Genomic DNA, 26,597 nt, shown 5'->3' with positions numbered 1-26,597 from the left:
AGGAGAATCATTTATGGAAATCTTCAACTCCTTCTTTGGTAGCGATATAAAAAGAGAAATTGAGTTATTGCGCTTTTTGTATAAGCAAAATCGTTTTGTAAGTATTGAAGAAATCAGCCATGTTCTCAAAATGGATCGTCGTTCCATTCAGAAATACTACGATTTTCTGGTGCATAGTCCTTTACTTACATATGAAGATAGAGAAAATATTTTAATTAGTAAATATGGCCTCGGTTATAAATTCGTTGGAACAAAGAAAGATTATAAAGCTTTGACAAAACAAGTGCTACAATCAAATCCTTTTTTTGAGTTATTTGAAACACTTTTCTTAGAAAATGAAATCAATCTAGTAAAATTTGCTTATGAGAATTATGTATCTGAATCCACTGTACGAAAGAGACTCTATGAGCTAGAAAAATTACTTGATCCCATTGGTTTTACTTTGAAGAAAAACAAAGGCTATGTCTATCTGAAAGGCAACGAAGCGCGAATCCGTTACTTCATGGTAACTTTTTTTTGGCGAACTTTCTCCGGATTACATTGGCCTTTTCCAAATATCTCAGAAGAAAAGTGCACCCAAATCTCTAGAAATATTTACCAAGCAGCCCAGATAGAAGTCAATGAAATCGAAATAAGAATAACCACTTATCTTTTAGCAACGAATGTTGTCCGATATAGGAAAGGCTATCGGATAGACCCAGATACTTTACGACTGGAACCTCCGCTAACTGAAGGAGACCAACTTCTTTTCTCACAATTGATTGGCAAAGATACGCTCATTTTTAAACAGTTGCAAAACGAACTAGATCAACACTATGTATTTGACTCAACAGAAATCGATTTTATTTATTATTGGTTACAGTCAAGTCTCGGTTCTTCATTTTCTGATGAGCAGCTGAATGATTATTTCCCTCACAGTTTTAGTCAATCAAAAACAACTACTGATTTAAAAAAGCTGATAATCGCAATTTCTAAAGATAGCGATTTAAAAAAACTCTCAGCTGAAAAGAAACAGTTGATTCTACGTACGATCCTTACAGGCTTTCTTTCAGTTGAACTGTTTGGTGACACTGATCATACTTTGACAGGATATGATATGTATGATTTTGTTTCACAAAATTTCCCTAATCTTTTTATCCAATCAGAAAAAATACTAACAACGCTGAATATTTATGAAGAAGAAAGAAAAAGAAAAGGTTTGGCATTACATGTTGCTACAGCTTGGACGCTCATCTTTCCACCTTCTAAATTTATGAAACCAATCAAAATAAAATTGGAAACAGACCTACCACCTGTTCTCGAGCAAAACATCAAAGAACGGATCGAAGCACCATTCAAAAATTTTTACAACATTGACATTCGATCTAATTTTAACGATGACGAGTATGATCTTTATTTAAGTACTGCTTCTTTGACCGAAACACTTATCGAGCACCCCGTCTTATTGATCAATGCCCAAGTTACTCTCAATGACCTACTCATGATCCAAAAAGAAATCGAAGCAATTTCTCAAAACAACATGTCCCGTATTTGATTAGACAAAGGACATGTTGTTTTTTGAACTTCACACACCATTTGTCCATATTTTCCTTCAATAAGCCTCTTTGACTATCTACCCTTTTTTCTAAAAAATAGAAAAAGTAATTCGCTTCCCACCCTTTCAGTTTGTGTTTTATGCTAAAAGTTATTTGTCACAAACAAACGTTGCGCCCCAACAAATTAACTTTACGGCTCGTTCCCTTCACCTCGTTGGATGTCCGATTTTCATTATCAAAAATATGGAACAAATCTAAAAATAAGTTTTGCCACAGACTCTCGAATAAACGGTGTCCCAAAGTCAGGTTTTTCATAAATTCCCAAAAAAAAAAACGAACAATACGTTTTTTATATTGCTCGTTTTTCTCTCCAATTTCTCAAACCTAAACGACTTTGTCTCGACGTCTACTTGATTTTCTATTTTTTATAAATAACCATAATTCCCACTTATTTTTAAGAACAAAGGCCTATTGATCCTAGAACGAGTGCCTTTCTTACGCTTATTGTCCAGTAACGATTTGTGAAAATCCATTTTTCAATTCTTGATTATCTGTTTCTCTTAACTCAAGATAATTGTTCGGATTCCCTTGATTTTGACTGGTGACCAAAACTTTAGGAGTTCCTCCCTCAATGGTGAAAAAGTAAACGTGCCTTGTTTTTTGTCCAGATTGTGTTTGCGCATCTGAATAAACTGCTACTAATCCGTAGCCAGATGGTACTTCTCCATTTTCTGACCAAGTTAACGAAATTGGTGTATTGGCAACCGTTGCTTGCCAACCATTCATATGGTTCAAAACTCCATCAGGTAACTGTAATCCATAGAGATTTACATTATTACCCGGTCCATAGGCTTGATAACTTTGTCCCATGGTTTGACCCCAACTAGCCATAAAGCTAGCCAATTGATTGCTTTTATCTGCACTCCACAACAGATTTGAAACCGTAGTTGTTTCTGTTGCTGTACTAGAGCTGGTATCTGTGCTACTTGTTGAATTGGTCGTTGTGCTGCTTGTCGAGCTGCTTGTTGTACTGTTTGTTGTACTGCTTTCTGAACTTGCTTTGCTACTTGATTCTTTTGTTACTGCTATACTACTTTCAGCAGCCTTTGAAGACTGAGCCGTCGCTTTTTTTGTTTGTTGACATGCAGCCAATAACACTGTTGACAATACTAAACAAAACATCACCGTTTTTTTCATCTGTTTTCTCCTTATTCCCCAAACCTCAATTTTTTATAACTTATTATAAGCTTGTTTTTATAACAATACAATTACTTATTTTAGCCCCTAATCGATAACATATTTCCCTTGGTTTTCGAGGTAAAATCTAGGCTTCATGTGCTTTCTTCTTTACCTTGCTCACTTGCTTTCCCAAGAAAAATCACTCCTCGATTCTTTCGTGACCATCTGTTCACCACGTAGAAAATCATGTTATAAAAAAGAAGAACGCAATTCAAAACCGGCGAGTTGTTGGATAGGATTCGAAAGAACGATTTCTAAATATAGCATAGTTCCATCTACTTTAATTTCTTGATTTTAAAAGGTTAAATCGCGAATTATAAAAAAATTACTTTTAGTTTATTTATCAAAATGATAAGATATGGAAAAGGAGTGATCTAATTATGAGTAAAAAAACGTTGTTATTTTTATATCTTTTTTGATTTTATCTACTTTCTCGTTAAGCGCTTGCGCATCTGCGGATAAAGACAAGATAGAAAATGTCGTCATCGTTCAAGTCACAAATGGTGGTACTTTGCAAAATCGTGGAGGTTATACCATAGAAAATGGAACTCTTGCTATTTTTAAAGAAATCCAACTATCTAAAAATATCAACCAAGATCCCTCTAGCTTAACCACTTCAGATAGTGAAAAAGAAGAAATAGAAAAATTACTTGCGAATGATTTTACTGAAGAAGATCAACACCCTGAACAAACTGGGCTATTTCAAACATACGATCGGAAAATAAAAAAAGCCTATGCTCAGATCGATAAAGAAAACAAAAAAACGTATCTCTATGGTGAGCACTATAAAAAAGAATTTACTTGGGTAAATGATCAAGGAACCCGCCTAATGGATTCGAATAAAGTGGAATATAGTTTTAGTCAAAAATAGATTTTCTAGTTTCTGTCACATGAAAAAATTGGATAGTTTCTTGTGTTTATAGGCAAAAATATCAGCCCTTTTCAATAAGAAATCAGCTGATATTTTTGTCTATTTTAGTTAAAACAATAGGAACTAGTCGATTAAATCGTTATTGCTCTCGCTATATCTTTATATAGAACTTATGTCCGACAAAATACAGACTTGCGTTTTCTTGCATTGCTCACGCTTTTGGTACAGCACGCGACTTTTATAGAAGAAATATAGCGTATCAAAGATGCTTTGTTTTACAATAGAAATGAAAAGATTTAAGCTAGTGCTGTTGAAATAATGCTTAGTTTTCGGATGGATTCAGGAGACAACCACCAAGTGATGCTCGTTTTCCTATCTTTCGACCTTCTAAGCTGATTCTATATCGCTTCCTTTACGTCAAATTAAAGGAAGACGTTTTGTCCACTAGCAGAGGAGGAAGTTTTATGTCAAATGATCAATTGATGCAGGCTGTTGGCTTTTTTGAAGGCTTGCCGATCGATGACCCTAAAAGTTTCATTGATCAAAAAAAAGAAATCCCTGTTCCTGAAGCAAGGGATATACTGGTAAAGGTCAAAGCGGTATCCGTCAACCCTGTTGACACTAAGTTAAGACAGACCGCACCTAAAAGCGATACTCTAAAAGTACTAGGATTTGATGGCGTAGGTGAAGTCGTCAAAATAGGCGAAAAAGTTTCTAAGTTCAAAATCGGGGATCGAATTTTTTATGCAGGTACTACAACACGTTCTGGCAGTAATCAAGAATATCAACTCGTTGATGAACGGATTGCAGCTTTATCACCAAAGCATCTATCAGATGAAGAAGCCGTAGCCCTTCCCCTTACCTCCTTGACGGCCTATGAACTACTGTTTGATAAATTTGGATTGATTCCAGAGGAAAATGCCAATCAAGGAAAGAAAATCTTAGTGATCAATGGTGCAGGTGGTGTGGGCTCTATCTTGAACCAGTTAGCTAAATGGGCAGGATTAGAAATCTATGCTACTTCTAGTCCTAAAAACTTTGAATGGCTCACTTCAGTTGGTGTAGATCATCCACTAGATTATCATCACGATTTAAAACAAAGCTTGCAGGAACTAGGTGTAGAGGCTATTGATTATATCGCCGTCTTATTCGATATCACCCATTATTTAGAACAAATCACTCATCTGATCAAACCGTTTGGACATGTAGGCACGATCGTTGGAGTCAATGAACCGTTGAACTTAAGTACTTGGAAAAATCTATCAGTCAGCTTGGATTGGGAGTATATGTTTGCGAAAACTGATCATGACTACCAAATCGAAACACAAGGTGAAGCATTGGCAATGATCGCTTCGCTAGCAGAAAGAGGCCTCCTAAAAACAACCTTGACAAAAGTCTACTCGGATGGCATCAACGCAAAAAATTTGCGGGCAGCTACAAAAGAAGTCGAATCCGGACACATGTTAGGTAAAGTTGTTCTTAGCGGTACATTCAACGGAGAAGTTGCTCCATTTTAAAAGTTGAAGCAAGTCTTCTTTTGATACATTCCATCGCTTGAAATAAAGGCTGAACAATAAACACATGATGTGCGTTTTCAAAAATGTTCCGTGCAAACGACAAATTTGGGAACGCACATCAATTTTTTAATTAAAAGTGTGGGAGCGTCAATAATTTTGTGTAAATGATTCTTCCCTACTGCAGATTGTTTCTAATTCTCAATCAGTTGGCTTAGCATTTGTTCAAGTTCGCCTTCGGCCTGTTGAAAGCCTTTATGACTGCGACCTAGGAATTTTTGGTTGTAAGTATCAAAAGACGAGACTAAGAAACGTTCCATCGACTCTTCGTTTTGGAACTGTTCCTTGCGGTGGCTGTATTTCTTGATTTGCTTATTAAAGGATTCAATCAAGTTCGTAGAATAAATACTCTTGCGTATGGCCAAGGGGAAATCATAGAAAGTGAGCAAGTGATCGTTCGAAAGAATCGATTCAACCACTTTTGGATAGCTGGTTTTCCATTTTTCCGCAAAAGCACCACGTGCTTCCAACGCCACCTCTTTAGATGAGGCTTGATACACCATTTTAAAATCATCACAGACTTCCTTACGATCATCGACACGCACTTTGTGACTGATATTACGGGAAACGTGTACACAACAATGTTGAAAACGAGCTTTGGGATAGAACCGACTAATCGCTCCTACCATCCCCTTTAAGCCATCCGTGATGAACAGGAGGACATTTTTCAAACCGCGCTCTTGAAGGTCCAATAAAATTTCCTCCCAAATCGTGATGGATTCAGTCGGTGCAATCGCATAGCTCAATACTTCCTTTGATCCGTCCGGGCGAATGCCAACTGCGATATGAATAGCTTCCTTGGCGACGGTTTTCCGCTTTAACGGAATATACGTTGCGTCCATATAAATAGCAGCATAACGGTCATGAAGCTCCCGCCCTTTAAACGCCGTTACCTCTTCTGTAAATGATTTTGTTATATTGGACATGGTTTGGGGCGTGTAGTGATGCCCATACATTTTCTCAATCAAGTCTGCGATTTCCGACATGGTAATACCTTTTCGGGAGAGGTGAATGACGGTCTCCTCTAACGTGTCATTCGTCCGTCTATAAGCAGGAACAGTCTGTTGCTTGAACTCACCATTGCGGTCGCGCGGAATCTGGAGATGAAGTTCCCCATACTCGGTCTTGACCGTACGGTCATAGGAGCCGTTACGAGAATTACCCGTGTTAAAACCAATGCGATCATACTTTTCGTAATCTAGGAAAGCCGTTAACTCCGTTTTGAGAAGCGTATTGACTGCTTTCTCCAAATGGACACGGAATAATTCATTCAAATCGCCTTTGTTCGCTAGAGTCTTTAGAATTTCTGTAGTAAAATCGTTCATAGGGAAGTCCTCTCTTCTGTGAATGTGTTGTGGTAACTCTATTCTACAGAAGGGACTTCCTTTTTTCTATTTACACAAAATATTTTACACTCTCAACATACCTATCGACATAGACATCCATTCACTAAATATTAAACTAACCAATAATATACTCTTCTTTTTTTTTCAAGAACTCAAAAAAGCGGAAAATCCCAGATTTAAAAATCTGAGTTTCCGCTTTTGTCATTTCAAGGATGGACTATTGTCTCAGCCTCTTCTAATTTATTCTTAAGATATTTTTACTTTCTCTGCAGGTGCTGATACTTCTTTTTGTTCTTTTCGACCTTTCAACTTATACTTCATTAATCTCATGCCATTGAAAATTACCAACAAGATACTACCTTCATGAACCAACATTCCGATAGACATATTCATCCATTCGCTGAAGAAGACGCTGGTCAACAAGACCAACACTACTCCAATTGAAATCACGATATTTTGTTTCATATTATTTGCGGTGGCTTTTACTAATCCTAATGCGTGAGGCAAGTTGCTGAAGTTCGAGTTCATTAAAACGACATCGGATGTTTCAATCGCTACGTCCGTTCCGCTTCCCATTGCGATTCCAATGTCTGCTAAAGCTAAGGACGGACTATCGTTAACGCCATCTCCAACAAAGGCTACAATTTGACCACGTTGTTGAAGTTTTCCGATATAAGCCGATTTGTCTTCCGGCAACATGTGGCCGTGAGCTTCGGTCAAACCAAGTTCGCCGGCGACCACATCAACGGTTCCTTGGTTATCTCCTGAAAGAACGACTAGATTTTTCACGCCCAAGTCTTTTAATTCCTGCAAATTAGCTTTCACACCCGGACGGACTTGATCGCGAATGCCCATCAGTACTTTTAATTCACCGTCGACCGCTGTCAAAACGAGAGAGTTCCCTTGTTGTTCAAACCGTTTGACATCTTTTTGCACTTTTTTGCTGAGAGTGACATTTTCTTTTTCCATCAAGGCCACATTCCCAACAGCCACTCTATGTCCAGCTACACTTGAAACGATTCCGCCGCCTTTCACGACTTCAGTTCCTTCAACAGGATAAAAGTTTGTTTCTCCAATTTGATTTAAGACCGCTTTTGCTAATGGATGATCTGATTCCCGTTCCACACTGGCCAGATAGCCAAGCGTTTCAGCAGGATCTTTTTCATACAGTTCAGTCGCTGCAACGGTTGGGTTTCCGACAGTTAAAGTACCTGTCTTATCAAATACAATTGTATCCACATTGCTGAAGTCTTGAATGACTTCACTCCCTTTTAAAAGAACACCATTACGAGCACCATTCCCGATACCGGCAACGTTTGAGACAGGCACTCCGATAACTAATGCGCCTGGGCAACCTAGAACCAAGATGGTGATTGCTAACTCAATATTTTGACTGAACGCCCATACAACAATTGCCAGAACCAAGACAGCTGGTGTGTAGTATTTAGAAAAGCGATCAATGAACCGTTCCGCTTCGGATTTAGAATCTTGTGCTTCTTCCACGAGTTCAATAATTTTTCCAAATGTGGTGTCCTCACCAACTCGGTCAGCTCTGATTTGAATCGTTCCGTTTTCTAAAATGGTTCCTGCAAAAACTTCTGCATCAGCTAGCTTGTTGACCGGAACAGCTTCCCCTGTAATGCTAGCTTCATTGATATGCCCTTCACCCGTAAGGACTATGCCATCTACTGGAACTTTCGCACCCGTTTTAACGAGCAAGATATCCCCTTCATCTATATCATCCACTTCTACTTCTTCAAATTCGCCATTATCCATTTGTTTCAAGGCGCTTTCGGGTGCCATTTCAGTCAATTCTTTGATAGCAGATCGCGTTTGGTTCAATGTTCGTTGTTCCAAGTAGTGTCCGAATAAGAATAAGAACGTGACAATAGCCGATTCTTCATAATTTTGAATAAAAAGCGCACCAATCGCTGCAATACTGACTAAGACATCAATACTGATGACTTTGACTTTCATTGCTTGAAACGCTTGAATGGCAATTGGCGTAATCCCAAAGACAGAGGCGATGATCAAAGACCACTCTGAAATTCCTACGTTTTCTAAAACAAAGTGACTGAAGAAACCGAGTACGATTAACAATCCACTGATGACGGTGATAACATTTTTCTTGCTTAATATATATTGTTGCATGCTTTTTCCCTCCAAATTTAATTTCTCTTTTATTGATAAACACAGTATAAGATAATTGCCTAAGTAATTAATTGACTGACATCAAGTTTAGAAAGTTCTCTTTTATCGTTTCTAAGCACCTCGAATCGGATTGCAACAAAAAAAGCAATCCTGGAAAAATAGCTTTTCTTCCAGAATTGCCTAGTTCATTTAATCTGTTAAGCGGCCTTGACTTTTGCTTTAAGGACCGGATAGCCTACGTTTTCGATAGCTTTTTGAATCTCTTCAATCGAAGTGACAGCTGAATCAAAATTGGTTTTGACTTTGCTGGAGTTGAATAATACTTTAATGCTGTCTTTATCAATACCGTTAACTGATTTCACGGCACCTTCAATTTTTTGCATACAACTTGGACAAGACAACGTTTCTAATTGCAATATAGCTTTTTCCATAATTCCTATCTCCTTTATGTGTTTTTATTTTATCGGCAGCAGATTAATGAACACTGCCTTTTCCTCTTTACAACTGTAGTATAGCTCACTTTTAGCAAACGAAAATTGACGCATATCAAGTTTTGCACTTCTTTTTATCTTTTTGCTAAATTCACCATCTTAATAGTCTTTTTCTGCCCCTTATTGCCATCAGAATAATAAGAAATTGGTGGATAGTCTTGTCTGCGTATAAACCATACTACAATCGCGCCAATAAACAGGGCCAGAGACAAGGCTTGCGAAACGCGGATCCACTCGCCAATCCATAAACTGTCCGTTCGCATACCTTCAATGAAGAACCGACCCACTGAGTACCACAAAACGTAACTCAAAGCGACTTCTCCTTGACGCAAAAGCTGTTTTCGGTTCCGTATAGTGACGATGAGGACAAAGCCCAACAAACTCCACAATGACTCGTATAAAAAAGTCGGATGGTAGTAGGTACCATTGATATTCATTTGTTCAATGATAAATTCAGGTAAATAAAGATTTTCCAAGAATTGACGAGTAACCGGTCCACCATGAGCTTCCTGATTCATAAAATTGCCCCAACGACCAATGGACTGGGCTAACAATACATTGGGCGCTAAAATATCAAGAACGAGTGCCAAAGAAGTACCTTTTTTCTTTGCATACCAATATAGCGTACCCCCTCCTGCAATCAATCCCCCATAAATCGCAATGCCGCCATTCCAAATCGCAAGGATTTGTCCTGGATTTTGCAGATAATAACCAGTTCAAATAACACATAATAAAGCCGAGCGCCGAGGAGTCCAATCGGAATTGCCCATAAGGCCATATCGATAATGGTATCCTCTTCCAGTCCTTTTTTCTTTGCTTCCTTGGTGCTCAACTGGAGAGCCGCTAATATGCCCTCTGCAATAATGACTCCATACCAATGAATCACAACAGAACCAATCTCCGCCGCATGGGGATTCAAAACGCCTAATACGAATTCCATTCTATTTGCTCCATTTCTTCAATTTTTCGCGTCATTCTAGTCATGGTGATGCTGAACAAGATTCCGGCTAAGCTCCATGGAAACCAAACAGTGAATACACTTTTATCTCCCTGGTCACTCGCTTCGTAATACGCCACTTTTCCGTGTCCGATTACGCCGGCTCCTTTTACAACTTCCTCTTCTTTTTCCATAGCTAACCTATCTGCCTCAACAACGTTAGACGTTTTTGCTTCGCCGCCAATCGTGTTCTTGGTGAAAGGGACGACAAAGAATGCACCCGCTGCTGACAACGTGATGGCAACTATCACCCAAAAATAATGCACATTCACCCCTACTTATTTTTACGTTTTGTTCGACAACCCTATCTTAAAGAAAAATAAAACAAAAAAACTTGAGGGTTATCATGTTTGTGCTTTTATTTTTCCAATGAATGAAGGTCGTTCTGTCTTAAAAAAGCCAAAAACGGACAGATGGAAGCAAAAGCACTGAGTTCTGTCCCGTTGTTAATGAAGAGCGACAGAACACCAACGTGTAGAAAAAAGTGTGTCCGATTATTCGCTGTAAAGCAATAAATCATCTAAATCCTGAATCTTGATCCTTTTCCCAGACAGCTGTTGAATCAATCCCTCGTCCTCCAATTCTCCAAATTTGCGACTGATGGTCTCAGGTGTCGTTCCTAAATAGGAAGCAATGTCCTTTTTTTCCATCGGCAGGGTGATGGTGGGAGAGTTGCCCATTTCAGGTTCCACATTTTCTGCCAAAAACAAAACTAAACGGGTAATGACACTCTCCAAGGCTACTTGTGTCGTTTGACGTTCTGAACTTTCTAACCGTTTAGACATTTCCGCCAATAGTTTTAAAGAAATAGCTGGGTATTGTTCCAGAAAATCTTGGACATCTTTTTGCTGAATCATACAGACAACGGTATCTCGGGTTGCTTCGGCATATTCCTCGTGTACTGCATCCGGGTTGAACAAGGTCCATTCTCCGGTGAAATCACCAGGGTTCAAGATCCGCACTAGCTGCTCTTTGCCAGAGTCTGCCAATCGATAAATACGGATTTTCCCACGATTGATAATATATAAAGTATCCTCTTTTTCTTGTGAACGAAACAGAAACTCTCCTTTTTGATACTGTTTCGTGTGGGCTTTTTCAGCAATGTAATTCATCGCGCTATCCTCTAAGTGATTGAATATTGGAACCAAGCGGATACAGGCTGCGTGGTCGCCAATTTCATGATGGGTATGTTTAGTCAATTCATTCTCCCCCTTTATTTATTTTGTTTATATTCGCTGCTTTTATTATATAAGTCTCTTACTACAAAAAAATTGATGCACATCAAGAAAATGGAAAAAGGACTGGAAAGAATTCCAATCCCTAAATCAGCTTCTACTTTTACCTTAATCTTCATCCTCATCAAGAGCGTCATCATCTTCTAATGCTTCTTTACCAATGAACGCTTGCAGCATCCAAATGTTCTTGTCTAAGTCATTTTTAAAAGCAATCAATGTATCTTCTAAAGCATCGTCACCCTCGTCTTGAGCTAAACGAATCGCGCGAATAGTTAGGTCACGAGTGCTTCTGAAGTCCTCGATAATATTTTCAACCATGTCTTCTGCTTTAGCGTATTTATTAACTGCATCTTCCGAAAGCATCGAATATTTTTCAAATTCAACCGTTGTCGAAGCAGGTTTATGCCCAGAAGTAATTAGACGCTCCGCAAGTTTGTCGAACCATTTTTCATTTTCGTTATACAACTCTTCAAATTTTTCATGCAACGTAAAGAAATTGGCTCCTTTTACATACCAGTGATATTGGTGCAGTTTCACATGTAATGTATGCATGTTGCCTAAAAGATGATCCGCAATGGCCGCTGCATTAATTTTCGTATGATGAACATGTTCCTTGTGTTCTTGTTCTTCTTGCAATCTTTCTTGGGGTGTTCTTTCTTGAGTAGCTTTATTTTCAGTCATGATTTATTCCTCCTATAATTTTGGTTTGTTTAAAATAGCTTTCTTTGATTCCTCCTTTTTCTTTACTGAATTTAGTATAGGATAGATTTCCGTTAAAAAAATTGACGCTCATCAAGAAAAGTATTTCTTAATAGACGCCAGGCTTCTCTATTAAATTCAACTGAAATAATCAAAGGAAAGAAGTCGTTCCCTCCAAACAAAAATTTCATTAAAGTAGGGCCTAAAAAAAGAATAGCAACTATACTTTGTCAAGAGACCTGACTGCTATTTTTTTGCTTGTTATTCTTCAATTACCAAATGTCTTGCCTTGCAGTATATTTAATGCTCTTTCTCACTAGTGTTGCATGCAACACTAGTGAGAAAGAGTATTAATAAGATTAACCTAGAAGAATAACTTTACTTTATTTATGTCATACCATAAATAAAAATTGAAAAGAATTTTTTATTTATTTTTAGTAGATCGATTAATAGGAGTTTTAGCTTGGGAGCGTCAATAATTTTGTGTAAATGGTTCTTTCCTACTGTAGATTGTTTCTAATTCTCCATCGGTTGACTCAGCATTTGTTCGAGCTCGCCTTCGGCCTGTTGGAAACCTTTATGACTGCGACCTAGGAATTTTTGGTTGTGAGTATCAAAATACGAGACTAAGAAACGTTCCATCGACTCTTCATTTTGGAACTGTTCCTTGCGGTGGCTGTATTTCTTGATTTGCTTATTAAAGGATTCAATCAATCCAGTTGCTGCACTATATAAAAAATTTCATCATAGTTTCGCCCTAGTCGTTCCAAAGATTCGATGACAAAAATATCCTTCTTCCTTAAAAAATGAAGTTCTTTTTGTAATTATTCTCGTGAGGTCTTCTTTTAACTACATAAAATTGTAACCACTGGTTTTAAGAGTAGTGTATCATCCCAAATCATATAATTAATTGACTGCGATTGTTATAAAACTCACGGTAAGCCATATAACTAGCAATAAACGAAGAAATCGCAGTAACTGAAATCAACATAAACATCACAACAATTTGGTAACGAATCGCTTGAACAGGATCAATTCCCGCAAAAATCAACCCTGACATCATACCTGGTAGGCTGACAAGTCCAACCGTTTTTGTTCGGTCAATAGAAGGAGCCATGCCCGTTTTGACGCTTTCTCTTACAATACTCATGGACGCTTGTTTTTTATTGGCTCCCAATGCCAATTTTTCCAATACCTGTTGGCGTTGGTCCGTAAATTTTGAATTCAAAGACCGATAGGTCACTCCAATCGCAGTCATGGCGTTGCTGGCAATCATGCCTGTAATTGGAACGATTTGGGAAGGGGACCAGTCAATGACTCCTGAAAAAACAAGAATGAGTAAGGACAAGGCTGTTCCTACTCCAATAGCCGTCGTTGAAATTTTAAAAGAGCGGTTGATCCCCTCACTGCGTGTATGGGCGTTATAAGAAGCGTTGAACACAATGAACAAAACCATCGCTAAAGTGAGAAAGTTGTTATCCACTCGTAATACGTAGCTCAATACATATCCAATAAGGAATAATTGAACGACAGCGCGAATTCCCGCAATAAAAATGTCGTTTCCTAATCCCAATTTCTCTTTGTAATCAATCAACAAGGCAACTATCAAGAGGATAGAGGATAAAAGCAAAGAAAGATTACTGATTTCCAAATTGTTTGTCATTTCGATTCCTCCATTTTTCCACCTTTGATAGTAATCAGACGAGAAGCTTGGTCGATTTCTTCCTGGTTGTGAGTGACGGCCAACACCGTAGTTTGTTGGTCTTTCATCATGTCTCGGACTAAATCAAGGACAATCGCTCTGTTTTCTTGGTCCAATGAACTGGTAACTTCATCCAGGAGCAACACTTTCGGTTGATACATCAAATTTCGGACCAATGCAACCCGTTGTTTTTCCCCTCCTGATAGTTCCTTGACCTCTTTCGATAAGTAAGTTTCAGGTATTTGAACTCGTTCTAACAATTTTTTTGCACGTTCCCGATCAAATCCTTCTTCTCTTATGCGGGCAGGAAAAGACAAGTTCTCTTGAACTGTCTCATCGAATAGAGAAGCGTTTTGAAAGAAATAAGAGACTTCTTTTCTATACTCCACAGGATCGATTTTTTGCAGATCCGTACCTCGATAATAAATTTTTCCGGAAGTTGGGGAAAGCAGCGTACCAATTAATTTCAAAAGGGTACTTTTTCCACTTCCAGAAGGACCAGAAAAAACAATCACTTCCCCTTTGTTTACTGTAAAAGAGATATCTTGAAGGATTTGGTTTCCGTTTGCCTGAAAACCAACCTTCTCTAATTGAAACAATGAATCACTCATACCACTTCTCTCCTTTATAAAAAGCCCTGCACCAGTGGACCATCCATACGGGTGCAGGGCTTTTGTTTCATCCTAGTGTACCTCAGTGTTCGTTTGGATCGTTTTTGGCGTCTTCATGAGTAGGGTGAACCGTTCCTTCAAGGTGATCTGGACCAGCATAAATGGTATACAGTCTGAGCGGCTTATCACCGGTGTTTTCGATGTTGTGCCAAATGTCCGCCGGAACAAATACGGCGTCATCATCCATCACTTTTTGTTGAACATGTAAGTTATCTTTAGAAGGCCCCATTTTACACACGCCTTCTCCTTCTTCAATACGGATAAATTGGTCAATGCCTTCGTGCACTTCCAAACCGATGTCATCGCCCGGTTGAATGGACATTACGGTGACTTGCAGTTTACTGCCTGTCCAAATGGTCGTCCGGTAATTATCATTTCCTGTGGTGGCGTCTTCAATATTAATGATATACGGCTTCTTCCCATGATCCTTGTAGTCTATTTCCATCTTCCATTCCTCCTAGTCTTTTTACTAAAACAATGATACCTACTTCTTATTTATAATAATTCTAATTAATGGTACCACATCTAAAATTCTATGCAAAAAATTGGCTTTTTGGAGAGCGATTCTAAACAAAGACCATATAACGCGCAATTACAATTGGTACCCCTTAATCCTCAGCACATAAAGGAAAAAATATGGAATCAAAAAATAACCGATATGTACTCTGGTTATGACTTGAATCAGGGAGAATTTCAGAGACGACACATCATACTTTTTTAGTTTGCACTTGTAAACTAACTAGCGTACATTAAGTTTATGCTCACTATCAAGCGTTGTCAATCCTTTAGACTCTTATCAATTTCGAAAGAAAGTAGCAAGGTTATTGATTGTGACTGTAAAAGTGGGGTGTTCCTATAAGCACATTAAACTATCTTCTCTAATTTATCATGCTATTTAAATTCTGTTTTTTCATGAGAATTTTTGTCCAAAACTTGTTAAAATGATTTTAAAAAATACTTACATACACAATCCCCAAAAGACACTAATGTCATTTCAGTCAAAAAAGATACCGCAGAAAATTTCCACCTGAGATTCAATACGATATTACTCTCTTGACAGCCAGCTTAATTCCTTAGTTGAATAGATTATTAAAGTGCACAAAAAAACAATGCGGCGTTTGTTATATTTTCTGGTATAAGCGACGGTGCTATAAACTTTTTTGCAGATTAAAAATCATATGAATTTAACTCCAGTAATAAGAGTTTAAGTGCCAATGCATGCATGGTTCTTTCAATTTCCGTTTTATGAGTAGACAGTGCGATTCCTTCATTGCATTGGAAAATGAGTTTGTTTCTCGTAATATGTATGCTCTCATTTTTGGTTGCATAGTATTCTCTCCATTCGTCTTCATACATAAGAACGCCTCCTTTGATCATCCTATATTTAAGTCCTTCGTTATTAATATACGTAAAAAGTTGGTATTTTATTTTTATTTTCTCTCTCTTTAAAAAAACTGAAAAAAGAGCGGTTTACAGGCATTTTCATGGATAGTTACCCATAGATCAATCTGAAATGAGCGTAGAACTTCCCTCTCAAACACTGGTTTTTTAGAGAAATACGAAATATTAGGGTTATTTGCAGAATAGCTACTTATTCTTACAAAGCAACAAGCGAGCAAAAGAAAAATTCCTTTCAAGCGTTTTTTGGCGGTACACTATTTTAGCGACAGGCAAGATAGCAAATATTTTTTACAACTGGTTTGACTGTCGGCGACGACAGCCCACAGCCAAAAATAAAGAAGTCAAGGACTGTGAGGGTGGAGATTTTTTGGTGGTCTGCCAAAAAATACTTACCCGTTCCTTGACTTATTTAAGTGTTATTCAGTTTTAGGCTATTACAACTGGGTGACTGAGACGATTTTGGGGGCTTGCCCCTTTTTTCCAAAAGGGGCAAGGTCTAGATCTTGTGTTTTTATTTTTTTGGAAATTCAAAATCTAATTTCATTTCGTCATTCAGTGTTAACTTTGCCGAGAAATTGCTTCCTTTTTTACTTTTGAACCCTTTGATTAAACTCGTTTCTCTTTTGCTTAATAAATCTTGGACATTTTTCTTTGTGAGTGCTTTTTGGCTCCATCTTTTAGGAAGCGTAAATTTGCAACCGTCTTTGTAGCCCGAACAGCCATAAAATTTTCCTTTGTCTACTACGCTGTTTTGACATTTCGGACACGTACCCATCACATTTTCTTGTTCCATATGACCGGCTACATCTGCAATGTTTTCTTTTTTGTCTTGGAAGTTTTGTGGCACTTTTTCAATGAGGTGCTGCACAAACCGCTCGGTACTGCCTAAAAAAGCTTCTTGTGTGCCTTGTTGGCTTCGGATCTTTTTCAAATAGCGTTCCCATTGGGCAGTCATGCCGGCATTGGCAATTTCGTCCTCTGCAATTATGCGGCACAACAATTCGCCTTTTTCTGTCACATAGATTTTACTCTTACTGATCGTGATGTAGTCTTGTTTCTTCAAGGTTTCAATGATACTGGCTCTAGTGGCCTCGGTTCCAATCCCTTCGGTTTCTTTAAGAATGTCTTTGCTGTCTTTATCGTCCATTGCCCGTCCGACATGTTTCATGACGGTTAGCAGTGTGCCCTCTGTATAGTAATTGGGTGGTTGGGTTTTCCCTTCCTTTGTTTCAAGGGCGAAAGCCACTGAATCATTGACGGTTACTTCTGGTAAAAGTGGGTCGTCCTTGTCTTTTTCTTCCTGTTTATATAGTCGTTTCCATCCACGCTCTTTTTCTGTCTTCCCTTTTGATTGGAACAGAACCTGATTGATCGCTGTATCAATGGTGGTTTCGTCATAGATATACGGCTTTTCAAAAATTGCGAGGGTACGATACAAGACCAGAAGATAAATGTTTTTTTCGTCTTTCGTTACATCACTGAGCTTCGGCAATGTCTTCGTTGGAATAATCGCATAGTGTTCTTGTACTTTGCTTCCATCTACATACCGTTTATTTTCGTTTAGCTGCGGTTCGGAAATGCCCACTCCTGCTAGTTCGAGATACCGACTGAGGTTGCTTTTCAGGTAGTCAAATTCGGGGCTACCAATATAATTGGTATCGCTTCTTGGATAAGAAAGCACCTTTTTTTCATAGAGTTTTTGAGCGATCGAAAGCGTTTTGTCGGCACTGTACTTAAAGCGTTTGTTCGCGAAAGATTGTAAATCAGACAAGCTAAATAGTTTCGGCGCATACTGCCGTTTTTCTTCCACTTTGACATTTGTTACTTCGGCATTCTCCGCTTGCTCTAGCTGATTGGTTTCTTTGAACCCGTCAAGGTTTTCGAGTGTATCAAACCGCTCTTTGTATTTCCCTTTGTACTTACCATTCGAGTGTGTGAAAGTGGCATACAACTCATAAAATAGCTTGCTGACGAAATGTTTGATTTCTTCGTTGCGTTGGTAAATCAAGAACAAAGTCGGGGTTTGGACGCGTCCAACGCTAAACACGCCTCTCATGCCGTTTTTCTGCATATAAAGCGTGTAAAGACGGGTGAGATTGATTCCTACCAGCCAATCAGCGATTTGTCGGGTTTCTGCTTCTTTGTAAGTGGAATAAAACGCCTGTCCGTCCTTCAGATTTTGAAATCCTTTTTTGATTTCGCTAGTTTCAAGCGAGTTGATCCATAAACGTTTAATGGTTTTCCGGCTATTTCCCGAAAGGTTGATAATCAAGCGGGCGATTGCTTCACCTTCTCGGTCGCTGTCGATCGCAATCACGATTGTTTCCGCTTCATCTAAATGCTTTTTGACGATCTTGTATACCTGTCAATACGGATTGAACTGTTGTTAATGCTCCGGAAATTCTTCCTTGAATATCTCCTGCAGCTGCACCTAAATATAAAGTTTGGAAATTATTTTGTAGAAAATTCATAGCTCATTCTCCTTTATTTTTCTTCTTCTCTTTGTAAAGCTATTGTTTGTTCTTGCTTTTGTTCTCTATGTTGGTCTTGCTGTTTTTTAAGCTGTTGAGCCAATTCCTCTTTATCATCTTTATATGGAGTGAGTCGTTTCAACTTATCGCTTTGAAATGTACCGATAAAATATTTTTTATCTCCGTTTTCGTCTTCTCTTTCAAACACGTATCATAGATATAAATGTAATGGCATAGTGTGGGTTTTATTTTCAGCCTGTATCGTAGCTAAACAAATCGAGTTGTGTGTCCGTTTTGGGGCGTTCTGCTAGCTTGTTTAAAGTCTCTTGAATGAATGTATGCTCTAAGTCAAAAGAATTTGTCAGCGCCTTTATATAGCTTTCTTTTTCTTCTTTTTTTACTTTAATGATCGATAGCAACAATGATTTAACACTAGCAAGTTGAATACCACCATTTCTTCCTGATTTAATCTTAAAGAAAATTTCCTGGTTCGCTTTCAGTACCTTCAGCAATTTATCTAATGTCCGCTCAGGAATGCCTAGCGTTTCTCTAATCTCTTTTTTAGTCGTCACCAAATAAGGCTTGTATACATCGCTTTTTTCGCTAATATAAGCCATTAAATCTTTTTTCCATTCTGACAAATGAACACGTTGACGTTCGCTTCTTTTTTTCTTGAATTTAAACCACCCTTGACGGACAAATAAATCTTTACTGGTTAAATCACTTGATACCCAAGCTTTGCAAAGAATGGTAATGTATTCCCTATTAGCCCCTTGATAGTTTTCTGAATAGGCACTTCTAACAATTTTGATTACTTCTTTTTCTTCTAAGGGTTGATCTAATCGATTATTAAACTCAAACATATTATATTCGCACGTTTCGGCTAAAGAGAGAGCAAACATAACGCTATTGCGCCCTACTAAACCCTTTTCTCCTAAAAATTTCGTTTCGTGCAATAAGAGATTAAACCAGGGTTCATCTACTTGTTTTTTGCCTTTTGTACCGCTTAAAACCGTTAGACTTACGAGTAAAGCCCTTATTATCTGTTTGTTTGAAAGACCAATCTTGCCATTCTTTGAAAGAATAACGGTAATTGGGATCAAAAAATTCTACATTGTCCGTTCTTGGTATGCGAGCAGTCCAAAATGATTGCACGTTAGATCAACTGGCAAAGACTTTCCAAAATATTCTCGGATATTTTGCGAGATTATTTTGGCTGCTTTGACAGATTTAAATTCTGATTTTGAAGTCACATAGACTGGAGTTTCTAAAACAAAATATGCTTGATAACCTTTATCAGATTTGATAATCATTGTAGGCATAAAACCTAAATCAATAGCTGTTGTTAAAATATCACTTGCTGAAATAGTTTCTTTTGCCGTGTGAATATCAAAATCAATAAAGAATGTATTGATTTGTCTTAAATTATTTTCAGAATGCCCTTTAGTATATGAGCGATTTTCGTCTGCATATGTTCCATAACGATAAACGTTGGGTGTCCAATGCGTAAATGTATCTTTGTTTTCGTGAATCGCTTCTTCGGAAGTCAGAACGACGCCACGTCCGCCAATCATGCTTGATTTTGAGCGATACGCAAAAATAGCCCCTTTGCTTTTACCTGGCTTGGTAGTGATTGACCGACTGTGCGTGCGGATGTAAAGTATTTAATTCAACCTATATAGTATAAGAAAGTTTAAACTTTACATATATTTTTCTTGTACAAGGATTAGTTCTTCTTGTCTATGATAAAATTTATTAAACAGTTTGAAAGTAAAAACTATTCAAAGAAAGTGGGCAATAACAATGGGATTTTGGTATTTTTTAACGTTAGCTGTCGGTATAACTTTGTTGATCATAAGTGTTTCAAATAAAGAAGTATCTAGATCAACCAAATTCGTAATAGCCTGTTTTGTTTTAGGGATCTTGTTAGTCATAGGTAGTCTACTTTTATTTTTACCAGGCAGCTCTTCAATTATTGAGCAACTACTTCAACTAAATTAGCTTCGTTATTAAAAGCCGACTTTCTAAAAAAAGAAAATCGGTTTTTATTTGTACTGGTCGAAAAAATTTTTTCTACGGCTGATTTTGACTTTATTTTAGATCCAGCTGAACGATCAGCGGCTCCCCTTCTTGCGTTGCTTCATCCAACATTAAAGAATAAACATCGGCATCCTCTTTCGTGATACGTACCTGTTGCGCACTCATTTCGCCAGCACCCACTTCTTGAATACGCATCATTTGGTTCTCTGGATCCACGCTATTGATAAAGTAATAATTTTCCATGACTTTCCTCTTTCTCCTAATTGAATAGGTCTGACTCTTGACTCATTTTTGCTTGTTCGATTTCACGCTGCAGCTTTTCAAAAGCTACTTTATTTTTGAATTGATCAAATTCATTGCTCGTCACCCGTTCCAGGTGTTTGACTTGATTTGTGACCGACCGACGATACTTTACCGATGATCGATAGAAATAAAGTAAGAGACTTTTTCGAAAATAGCCATCATCTATTCCACTTTTTTAATTTGGTATTTGTTGCGATTAGCTCATAATGATCGATTATATTGGAATAACTGACGTGATCGGATGCTACATAAACAAGGACTTGATTTGAATCCAATCCTTCATATTTGAGATCAAAAACGACGAAATAGGTTTGATCATCGTTCGTATAAATACTTAGATCTTCTATGCTAATTTTGGCATCTTCAAGGTCCATATCCCCAATCAATTGCGTCATTTCCTAGTTATATTCATCAGTAATCAACTTCATTTCGTTCAGAAGTCCCACTAAATGTCATGCCAGGTACGAAAATTGAATGACTTCGCCAACAACTGGTATCAGACCTATCCCAAGTTAATCAAAAATCTGCTTAAATTGCCGAATCTGCTCACTTTCATGGATTTCCCACCAGCTATTCGCGGTTCATTGTATTCAACCAACTTGATTGAGAACTTTAACAAGCATCTCAAACGCAACACCAACCACAAAGAACAATTTCCAACGGAAGATTCACTGGATCGATTCCTGGTTTCTCAGTTTAACGTCTACAACGAGAAGTCCATGAAGCGAATCCATCGCGGATTCAAAGGACTTCAGGACACCCTAGAATCATCCTTTATTTAAATTAACTACATATTATATGTACGGAGGTATTTCATTTACACAAGATTCTTGACGCTACCCATATTACTCAATAGATTAATATCAAATGGTGAAAATCAACGAAAAAAGGAGATTTATCAAGCAATCTCCTTCCCAATAAATCTCCTCTTATATAAAGTTATTTATGAACACTGATTTAAGCTAAGCTGCCGATATCACAATCTCATCATCCACTAAATCAGCCTTCAAGTTTTTGACATCTAAGTGGTCAAGGTAGAAATCCGTTACCTTATCACGAATTTGTTGTTCAATTACTCGCCGTAATGGCCGCGCACCCATTGCTTCATCATAGCCTTGTTCCATCAGCCAATCTTTAGCCGCTTTAGTTACCTCAAGTTTGATGGATTTTTTGGCTAAAGTTTTTTGTACATCCGCCAACATCAAATCGACAATTTGACTTAAGTCTTGCTTAGTCAGATGTGAAAATTCCACGATTCCATTAAAACGGTTCAGAAATTCTGGGCGGAAAAATGGTGCTAACTTATCCATTAATGACTGATCTCGTTGCTCGTCACCACTTAATGATTCATTACCAAAGCCAGCATTAGAAGTAGCAATAATAATCGTATTTTTGAAATTAATGACATTGCCTTGTCCATCCGTTAAGCGCCCATCATCCATCACTTGTAACAGTAACGTTAATACTTGTGGATGAGCCTTTTCAATTTCATCTAATAATACAATGGAATATGGATTACGCCGAACCCGTTCAGTTAGAGTATTAGCATTATCTTCATAGCCTACGTATCCAGCCGAGGTACCAATTAATTTCGACACAGCTGTACGATCAGCATATTCACTCATATCTAGCCGAATAATCGCATTTTCATTTCCAAACATATCTAAGGCTAATTGCTTAGCTAATTCAGTCTTTCCTACGCCAGTTGGGCCCACAAACAGAAAACTTCCAATCGGCTGATCACCCTCTGAAAAGCCCGCACGGTTACGCCGAATTGCTTTTGCTACCATTTCAACCGCTTCATCTTGACCGATTACCTTACTTTTCAGACGCTTATCAAGATTTTTCAAGCGCTCAATATCATTAGCGCCCATATCAGAAACTGGTATACCAGTTAAACGTTCAACCGATTGTGCCACATCATTAATCGTGGCAGTGATTTTTTCTTTTTGATCCGTTTCTTTAATTTTTTGCTTGGTTTCCTCGATCGACTTCTTGATATCAGCGGCTTTTGTAAAGTCCTCCGCTTTAATGGCGGCCTCCTTAGCTGCCTCTAATTTTTTAAGGCGTTGATCCAATGTCTCAACATCAGTTTGCGAATTTTTAGCCGCTAAATGAGCCGCAGTCATGTCGATCAAATCGATAGCTTTATCTGGCAAAGTGCGTTGTGGTATATATTGGATTGAATAATCCACAGCCGCCTTCAAAACATCATCTGGTAATACAACATGATGATGTTTTTCGTACAGCTCTTTAACACCTTGTAATATACGTAAAGTGTCAGCGGCAGTCGGTTCATTAATCACAACATCATTGAATCGCCGTGCCAAAGCCGCATTTTTCAAAATAGTATTGCGATATTCATCTTGAGTCGTAGCCCCGATTACACTCAGCTCGCCACGTGACAAAGCAGGTTTAATGATATCAGCCAATCCTTTGCCACCATCTTCACCACCAGTGGCACCCGTGCCGAGAATCTGATGAATTTCATCGAAGAATAGAATAATATTACCAGCTGCTTTAACTTCCTCTACCAGCTGTTTAATATTTTCTTCAAAAGAACCGCGATATTGAGTTCCCGCTTCCAAAGACGATAAATCAATCGAATAGATTTCTTTATCTTGAATCGTTTCTGGAACTTTACCAGCCACAATTGCCTGTGCCAGACCTTCGACGACTGCAGTTTTACCTACACCGGCATCACCAACTAAGATTGCATTATTTTTCGTTCTACGACTCAAAATTTCTGCAGTTTCTTGAATCTCTTTCTCACGTCCAATCACTGGATCTAGTAATCCATCACGAGCCTGTTCCGTCAAATTAGTCCCTAACTTTTCTAAAATCCCTCCTTTTTTAACAGCCTGTTTACCATCTTTAGATACTTCTATTGTTTTATTATTTTGGGGTAGCTTACCAGTTGCTCGATATTGAGCAAACTCATCCGGTGTCAACGATTGTCCATTAACTAAATACCGTGCACGCTCCGAATTTTGATTATTCATGCGCCGAAATAATTGATTGAAAACATCATCCATATCATTGTTGAAAAAAGGATCATTTCCGTAAAAATTTGCCATATTACAACACCTCCATAAAAATTTATATGTGTAACTTAGTGACCATAATATCCTTTAAAACTATAACTGAATTGTATCACAATTTTTATGTATCGCTAAGTAAGGTGCTTATAGAATCTATTAGAAATAATTAGGATAATTTTGTTTAATCAAATGAGAAATCACTTTCATAAAATGAATTGATTTCCCTACAAGGTTCCCTATTTAATAGCCCTTGATAAAGAACTTGAATTAACAAGTTACTTTCCAGACCAATTTTAATTTAAGAGACTAATACTCATACGCGTGGTGCTAGTTAAATTTAGACAGTAAAAAAGCCTGACGGTTTACACTTAGAGCAATCTATAGTAAAGAAGTGTTAAGCGTATCAGACTAATACTTTGCTTTTTCGTGGGCTTCGATTGCCAGAACGTCCTTTGAAACTTCGTTCAATTCATTACCTCATTTCTTTTATTATTTTCATTTGTCTAACTTAATTTGACAAATGAAAAAGGTATTTAGCTTTTATCATTCTAAATCAAATTGTATATTTAAAGCGTACCCTAAATAGACACTGACATATCATTGAAAAATCTAGTTTTAAAGTGTATGATTAGGGTGTATTTTAAATAGTTTGAGGAAGTAGGTAAAAATTTTGAAAATTGCTTATATTCGAGTTTCGTCGATTGATCAAAATGAGCAACGCCAAATTGAAGAAATGAAAAAGTTCGGCGCAGAAAAAATTTTCATCGAGAAACAATCTGGAGCAACGATTACTCATCGACCGATTTTCCAGGAAGCTTTAGAGTTTGTCCGAGACCAAGATATTTTTATTGTCGAAGCAATCGACCGACTTGGAAGAAATTACGACGAAATCATTGCTTCAGTCAATTACCTAAAGAAGAAAAACGTGCAGCTGATCATCACCAGTCTACCGATCATGGCTGAAGCAATTGGCAATCCTCTTTTGGATAAATTCATTAAAGATTTAATCATCCAAATTTTGGCCATGATTGCAGAGCAAGAGCGTACCGAATCTAAACGACGCCAGGCGCAAGGCATTAAAATTGCAAAAGCAAATGGCGTCTATAAAGGTCGTCCAAAACTCTATAGTGCAGATACAAAAAATCCTCAACGACGTTTAGTTTATGAAAACATCGTTAAGGATTTAAATGAGGGCATAGCTATTTCAAAAATTGCTAAAAACTACAATATTACTAGACAAACTATTTACAGAATTAAGAATGATATTGAGTATAACAGTAATCAAATGAATTAAAAAAGTTCTTTATACATTAAAATTTCTTCTTTTAACTCATCAATTCTAGGAGATCTAACATCAGAATCAGCAATTGCATTTAATAACTCATCAATATTTTCTTTATTCGCTAGTAAAGGATCATAGTATTTTATATTCTTTTTAATTAATTCCAGAGTTTTTATATTTTGTTCTTTGTAATTAGCTAGAATTTCTTCTACAGTTTCGCCTGAAATCATAGCCATATCTGAACCAGTATTGATTCCTTTGAATGGATAAGGTTCTTTATCATATGCCTTTATCATTTCTACTAAATCATCATATCCTAAGTGTTCTTTAACATACAGCATAAAATTTATTAATGTAAAAAATGGCATTGAAGAATAGTCTGGAAATATAAATTGAAACAGTTTGTTCGCAAAATATTTATCATCATCATTGCTTTCTGGTGACACTGACAGGCTGCTAAGCCACTTTAAATACAATTCAAATATAATTATTTGTTTTTGTGAATTATCTTCATTCTCATCATATATAAGTTTATCGGGTAAAAGATTATCTAAGTTATCTACTAAAGATAGGCTATTAGCTTTCTTGGCATAAGATATTAATTTTAAAATATTATTATTTAGGAATAATCTATATTCTTCTCCAGATAATTCTTCTAAAAATTGTGATAGGAATTGATTATATCTGTTACTAGAATTCCAATTAAAAATAGAGTTTTTTGTATAGATATCGAAAAAATCATTTACTTTTTTTATATCTATATTCTTTCCTTCAAGATACACACATTTTATTTCGGAATAAATAAATTTGGATAAACGCTCATAAACATCATAATCGATAGTATTGTACGTATTTATTTCATCAAATTTATTCATGTCTATACTAGTGAAAAAGATAGACATAAATTTTAATTTTTTTTCATAGTCTTTATTTTCTTCACATTGATCTATATACATATCCATCAGATCGATTTCTTCTATCTCTCCATGTTGATCCACTGAATTCCATATGAGAGACCATATTTCTTTCTGAACAGCTTCATTCTTGGATAAGTTACTAATATATCTTTTCCTACATTCTGTTCTATATTTAACGGTTTCACTAGAATTGTTTTTTGAATAAGTACGCTTGTTAATAATCCAAAAATAGCACCTAACTAACGATAGAATAGATAAGCTTATGCCGATTACATATAAAAGAAGTACTATACAGTTAAGTTTTCTATAAAACTCATTACTTGCTGAATTTGTTTGATAGAAAAGTAAAGGCAATGTTAACAATATTAGTCCAAAAGACAGTTTTTTTATTTTTATAACTTGATCAAATACTACCATTTTATCCCAATCAACAGCATTCTCATTTTCAAATAAAAATGTAGCAATTGGTATAAATAATGCCAACACTGTACTTGTTATATTCCATAAAAATCCCGAATCCATAATTATTTTCCTCCTATATAAAATTTGTAAAATGTAAATATAATTACTCAATTATCTTTTTAAAAGCTTCCTCCATTAATATAATATTATCATCCAAATCGTCGATGTT

The 26,597-nt window shown here is 37.1% G+C and carries 25 protein-coding genes and 3 pseudogenes; 5 read left to right on the top strand and 23 right to left on the bottom strand.

All coding sequences use genetic code 11. The annotated features are described in order from the left end of the window. Window positions 1-13: 13 nt before the first annotated feature. Window positions 14-1,534 (top strand): helix-turn-helix domain-containing protein, encoded by a 1,521-nt coding sequence (locus CJZ72_RS08050; protein WP_081134001.1) that lies wholly within the window; start codon window positions 14-16, stop codon window positions 1,532-1,534. 502 nt (window positions 1,535-2,036) lie between these two features. Here the strand turns inward: CJZ72_RS08050 and CJZ72_RS08045 are convergent. Continuing rightward, complete coding sequence (locus CJZ72_RS08045) at window positions 2,037-2,732, bottom strand: DUF4767 domain-containing protein (RefSeq protein ID WP_081134002.1); 696 nt, start codon at window positions 2,730-2,732, stop codon at window positions 2,037-2,039. Between the two features lie 457 nt (window positions 2,733-3,189). Between CJZ72_RS08045 and CJZ72_RS08040 the strand changes: the two genes are divergently transcribed. Next, complete coding sequence (locus CJZ72_RS08040; protein WP_227260430.1) at window positions 3,190-3,645, top strand: hypothetical protein; 456 nt, start codon at window positions 3,190-3,192, stop codon at window positions 3,643-3,645. A gap of 464 nt (window positions 3,646-4,109) precedes the next feature. Then, window positions 4,110-5,162 carry a zinc-binding alcohol dehydrogenase family protein gene (locus CJZ72_RS08035; RefSeq protein WP_095443749.1) on the top strand — a complete coding sequence of 351 codons (1,053 nt, stop codon included), beginning with the start codon at window positions 4,110-4,112 and terminating at the stop codon, window positions 5,160-5,162. A 191-nt stretch (window positions 5,163-5,353) separates the two neighbouring features. Here CJZ72_RS08035 and CJZ72_RS08030 read toward each other — a convergent pair whose 3' ends face one another. The 20 genes and pseudogenes from CJZ72_RS08030 to CJZ72_RS07945 form a co-directional block, all read right to left on the bottom strand. Continuing rightward, entirely contained in the window at window positions 5,354-6,544 is a 1,191-nt protein-coding gene (locus CJZ72_RS08030; protein ID WP_081134005.1) for an IS256-like element ISLgar5 family transposase, read from the bottom strand. 267 nt (window positions 6,545-6,811) lie between these two features. After that, window positions 6,812-8,716, bottom strand: a complete 1,905-nt coding sequence (locus tag CJZ72_RS08025) for a heavy metal translocating P-type ATPase (protein ID WP_095443748.1) — start codon at window positions 8,714-8,716, stop codon at window positions 6,812-6,814. A gap of 197 nt (window positions 8,717-8,913) precedes the next feature. Next, window positions 8,914-9,147, bottom strand: coding sequence for a heavy-metal-associated domain-containing protein (locus tag CJZ72_RS08020; protein WP_003103602.1), 234 nt, complete (start codon window positions 9,145-9,147; stop codon window positions 8,914-8,916). 134 nt (window positions 9,148-9,281) lie between these two features. Next, a pseudogene (lgt, locus tag CJZ72_RS08015) lies at window positions 9,282-10,147 on the bottom strand (prolipoprotein diacylglyceryl transferase). Further along, window positions 10,132-10,470, bottom strand: coding sequence for a hypothetical protein (locus CJZ72_RS08010; RefSeq protein WP_003102891.1), 339 nt, complete (start codon window positions 10,468-10,470; stop codon window positions 10,132-10,134). Before CJZ72_RS08010 ends, lgt begins: the two are co-directional and overlap by 16 nt. A 228-nt stretch (window positions 10,471-10,698) precedes the next feature. Then, complete coding sequence (locus CJZ72_RS08005) at window positions 10,699-11,403, bottom strand: Crp/Fnr family transcriptional regulator (RefSeq protein ID WP_003125436.1); 705 nt, start codon at window positions 11,401-11,403, stop codon at window positions 10,699-10,701. 144 nt (window positions 11,404-11,547) lie between these two features. After that, the gene (locus CJZ72_RS08000; RefSeq protein WP_002292150.1) at window positions 11,548-12,120 is read right to left on the bottom strand and encodes a Dps family protein; all 573 of its coding nucleotides are present in this window, start codon (window positions 12,118-12,120) and stop codon (window positions 11,548-11,550) included. 534 nt (window positions 12,121-12,654) lie between these two features. Then, window positions 12,655-12,861, bottom strand: a pseudogene (locus CJZ72_RS07995) (IS256 family transposase); the annotation flags it as partial. Window positions 12,862-13,036: 175 nt separating this feature from the next. Further along, the gene (locus tag CJZ72_RS07990; RefSeq protein ID WP_081134009.1) at window positions 13,037-13,801 is read right to left on the bottom strand and encodes an ABC transporter permease; all 765 of its coding nucleotides are present in this window, start codon (window positions 13,799-13,801) and stop codon (window positions 13,037-13,039) included. Then, the gene (locus tag CJZ72_RS07985; RefSeq protein WP_002307505.1) at window positions 13,798-14,451 is read right to left on the bottom strand and encodes an ABC transporter ATP-binding protein; all 654 of its coding nucleotides are present in this window, start codon (window positions 14,449-14,451) and stop codon (window positions 13,798-13,800) included. The genes CJZ72_RS07990 and CJZ72_RS07985 overlap by 4 nt, the downstream gene beginning before the upstream one ends. Before the next feature lie 82 nt (window positions 14,452-14,533). Then, window positions 14,534-14,956, bottom strand: a complete 423-nt coding sequence (locus CJZ72_RS07980) for a cupin domain-containing protein (protein WP_081134010.1) — start codon at window positions 14,954-14,956, stop codon at window positions 14,534-14,536. Window positions 14,957-15,678: 722 nt separating this feature from the next. After that, the gene (locus tag CJZ72_RS07970; RefSeq protein ID WP_038809792.1) at window positions 15,679-15,867 is read right to left on the bottom strand and encodes a hypothetical protein; all 189 of its coding nucleotides are present in this window, start codon (window positions 15,865-15,867) and stop codon (window positions 15,679-15,681) included. 556 nt (window positions 15,868-16,423) lie between these two features. After that, window positions 16,424-18,229 (bottom strand): type IA DNA topoisomerase, encoded by a 1,806-nt coding sequence (locus tag CJZ72_RS07965; protein ID WP_232509717.1) that lies wholly within the window; start codon window positions 18,227-18,229, stop codon window positions 16,424-16,426. 13 nt (window positions 18,230-18,242) lie between these two features. Next, entirely contained in the window at window positions 18,243-18,383 is a 141-nt protein-coding gene (locus CJZ72_RS14510) for a hypothetical protein (RefSeq protein WP_002316998.1), read from the bottom strand. Between the two features lie 13 nt (window positions 18,384-18,396). Next, on the bottom strand, window positions 18,397-18,591 hold the full coding sequence (locus tag CJZ72_RS07960; protein ID WP_002311030.1) for a hypothetical protein: 195 nt from the start codon (window positions 18,589-18,591) through the stop codon (window positions 18,397-18,399). 43 nt (window positions 18,592-18,634) lie between these two features. After that, the gene (locus CJZ72_RS15255) at window positions 18,635-19,486 is read right to left on the bottom strand and encodes a primase C-terminal domain-containing protein (protein ID WP_232509716.1); all 852 of its coding nucleotides are present in this window, start codon (window positions 19,484-19,486) and stop codon (window positions 18,635-18,637) included. A gap of 6 nt (window positions 19,487-19,492) precedes the next feature. After that, window positions 19,493-19,957 (bottom strand): replication protein E, encoded by a 465-nt coding sequence (locus CJZ72_RS15250; protein WP_232509712.1) that lies wholly within the window; start codon window positions 19,955-19,957, stop codon window positions 19,493-19,495. 207 nt (window positions 19,958-20,164) lie between these two features. Then, the gene (locus CJZ72_RS14505; protein ID WP_002318496.1) at window positions 20,165-20,317 is read right to left on the bottom strand and encodes a hypothetical protein; all 153 of its coding nucleotides are present in this window, start codon (window positions 20,315-20,317) and stop codon (window positions 20,165-20,167) included. 157 nt (window positions 20,318-20,474) lie between these two features. After that, a complete protein-coding gene (locus tag CJZ72_RS07950) occupies window positions 20,475-20,666 on the bottom strand; it encodes a hypothetical protein (RefSeq protein ID WP_002314345.1) in 192 nt (63 codons plus the stop codon). A 218-nt stretch (window positions 20,667-20,884) separates the two neighbouring features. Then, window positions 20,885-21,112 (bottom strand): hypothetical protein, encoded by a 228-nt coding sequence (locus CJZ72_RS07945; protein WP_081134012.1) that lies wholly within the window; start codon window positions 21,110-21,112, stop codon window positions 20,885-20,887. Between the two features lie 81 nt (window positions 21,113-21,193). On the opposite strand from CJZ72_RS07945, the pseudogene CJZ72_RS07940 reads away from it, so the two are divergent. After that, window positions 21,194-21,508: pseudogene (locus CJZ72_RS07940) on the top strand (transposase); the annotation flags it as partial. Between the two features lie 180 nt (window positions 21,509-21,688). On the opposite strand, the gene clpL reads toward CJZ72_RS07940, so the two are convergent. After that, on the bottom strand, window positions 21,689-23,803 hold the full coding sequence (gene clpL / locus CJZ72_RS07935; protein ID WP_095443746.1) for an ATP-dependent protease ClpL: 2,115 nt from the start codon (window positions 23,801-23,803) through the stop codon (window positions 21,689-21,691). A 634-nt stretch (window positions 23,804-24,437) separates the two neighbouring features. On the opposite strand from clpL, the gene CJZ72_RS07930 reads away from it, so the two are divergent. Next, window positions 24,438-25,061, top strand: a complete 624-nt coding sequence (locus CJZ72_RS07930; RefSeq protein WP_002318498.1) for a recombinase family protein — start codon at window positions 24,438-24,440, stop codon at window positions 25,059-25,061. Here the strand turns inward: CJZ72_RS07930 and CJZ72_RS07925 are convergent. Then, window positions 25,058-26,488 (bottom strand): hypothetical protein, encoded by a 1,431-nt coding sequence (locus tag CJZ72_RS07925; RefSeq protein WP_002362390.1) that lies wholly within the window; start codon window positions 26,486-26,488, stop codon window positions 25,058-25,060. The two genes, CJZ72_RS07930 and CJZ72_RS07925, sit on opposite strands and share 4 nt — an antisense overlap. Window positions 26,489-26,597: the final 109 nt, after the last annotated feature.

Origin of the sequence: Enterococcus durans (genome assembly GCF_002277935.1) — a bacterium.
Classification (GTDB): Bacteria; Bacillota; Bacilli; order Lactobacillales; family Enterococcaceae; genus Enterococcus_B; species Enterococcus_B durans.
Note: the sequence above shows the minus strand (reverse complement) of the source record. Positions and strands in the feature narration are given on the sequence as shown.

Excerpts from the sequence above, each read along its gene's own strand:
- CJZ72_RS07990 (WP_081134009.1), bottom strand. The coding sequence starts at position 13,801 with ATGACAAACAATTTGGAAATCAGTAATCTTTCTTTGCTTTTATCCTCT.
- CJZ72_RS08000 (WP_002292150.1), bottom strand. The coding sequence starts at position 12,120 with ATGACTGAAAATAAAGCTACTCAAGAAAGAACACCCCAAGAAAGATTG.
- CJZ72_RS07980 (WP_081134010.1), bottom strand. The coding sequence starts at position 14,956 with ATGGAAATAGACTACAAGGATCATGGGAAGAAGCCGTATATCATTAAT.
- CJZ72_RS08025 (WP_095443748.1), bottom strand. The coding sequence starts at position 8,716 with ATGCAACAATATATATTAAGCAAGAAAAATGTTATCACCGTCATCAGT.
- clpL (WP_095443746.1), bottom strand. The coding sequence starts at position 23,803 with ATGGCAAATTTTTACGGAAATGATCCTTTTTTCAACAATGATATGGAT.
- CJZ72_RS14505 (WP_002318496.1), bottom strand. The coding sequence starts at position 20,317 with ATGACTAACAAGATCCCTAAAACAAAACAGGCTATTACGAATTTGGTT.
- CJZ72_RS07925 (WP_002362390.1), bottom strand. The coding sequence starts at position 26,488 with ATGGATTCGGGATTTTTATGGAATATAACAAGTACAGTGTTGGCATTA.
- CJZ72_RS07950 (WP_002314345.1), bottom strand. The coding sequence starts at position 20,666 with ATGGAAAATTATTACTTTATCAATAGCGTGGATCCAGAGAACCAAATG.
- CJZ72_RS14510 (WP_002316998.1), bottom strand. The coding sequence starts at position 18,383 with ATGAATTTTCTACAAAATAATTTCCAAACTTTATATTTAGGTGCAGCT.
- CJZ72_RS08045 (WP_081134002.1), bottom strand. The coding sequence starts at position 2,732 with ATGAAAAAAACGGTGATGTTTTGTTTAGTATTGTCAACAGTGTTATTG.
- CJZ72_RS08050 (WP_081134001.1), top strand. The coding sequence starts at position 14 with ATGGAAATCTTCAACTCCTTCTTTGGTAGCGATATAAAAAGAGAAATT.
- CJZ72_RS07970 (WP_038809792.1), bottom strand. The coding sequence starts at position 15,867 with ATGTATGAAGACGAATGGAGAGAATACTATGCAACCAAAAATGAGAGC.
- CJZ72_RS08035 (WP_095443749.1), top strand. The coding sequence starts at position 4,110 with ATGTCAAATGATCAATTGATGCAGGCTGTTGGCTTTTTTGAAGGCTTG.
- CJZ72_RS15250 (WP_232509712.1), bottom strand. The coding sequence starts at position 19,957 with ATGATTGGCGGACGTGGCGTCGTTCTGACTTCCGAAGAAGCGATTCAC.
- CJZ72_RS08020 (WP_003103602.1), bottom strand. The coding sequence starts at position 9,147 with ATGGAAAAAGCTATATTGCAATTAGAAACGTTGTCTTGTCCAAGTTGT.
- CJZ72_RS08030 (WP_081134005.1), bottom strand. The coding sequence starts at position 6,544 with ATGAACGATTTTACTACAGAAATTCTAAAGACTCTAGCGAACAAAGGC.
- CJZ72_RS07985 (WP_002307505.1), bottom strand. The coding sequence starts at position 14,451 with ATGAGTGATTCATTGTTTCAATTAGAGAAGGTTGGTTTTCAGGCAAAC.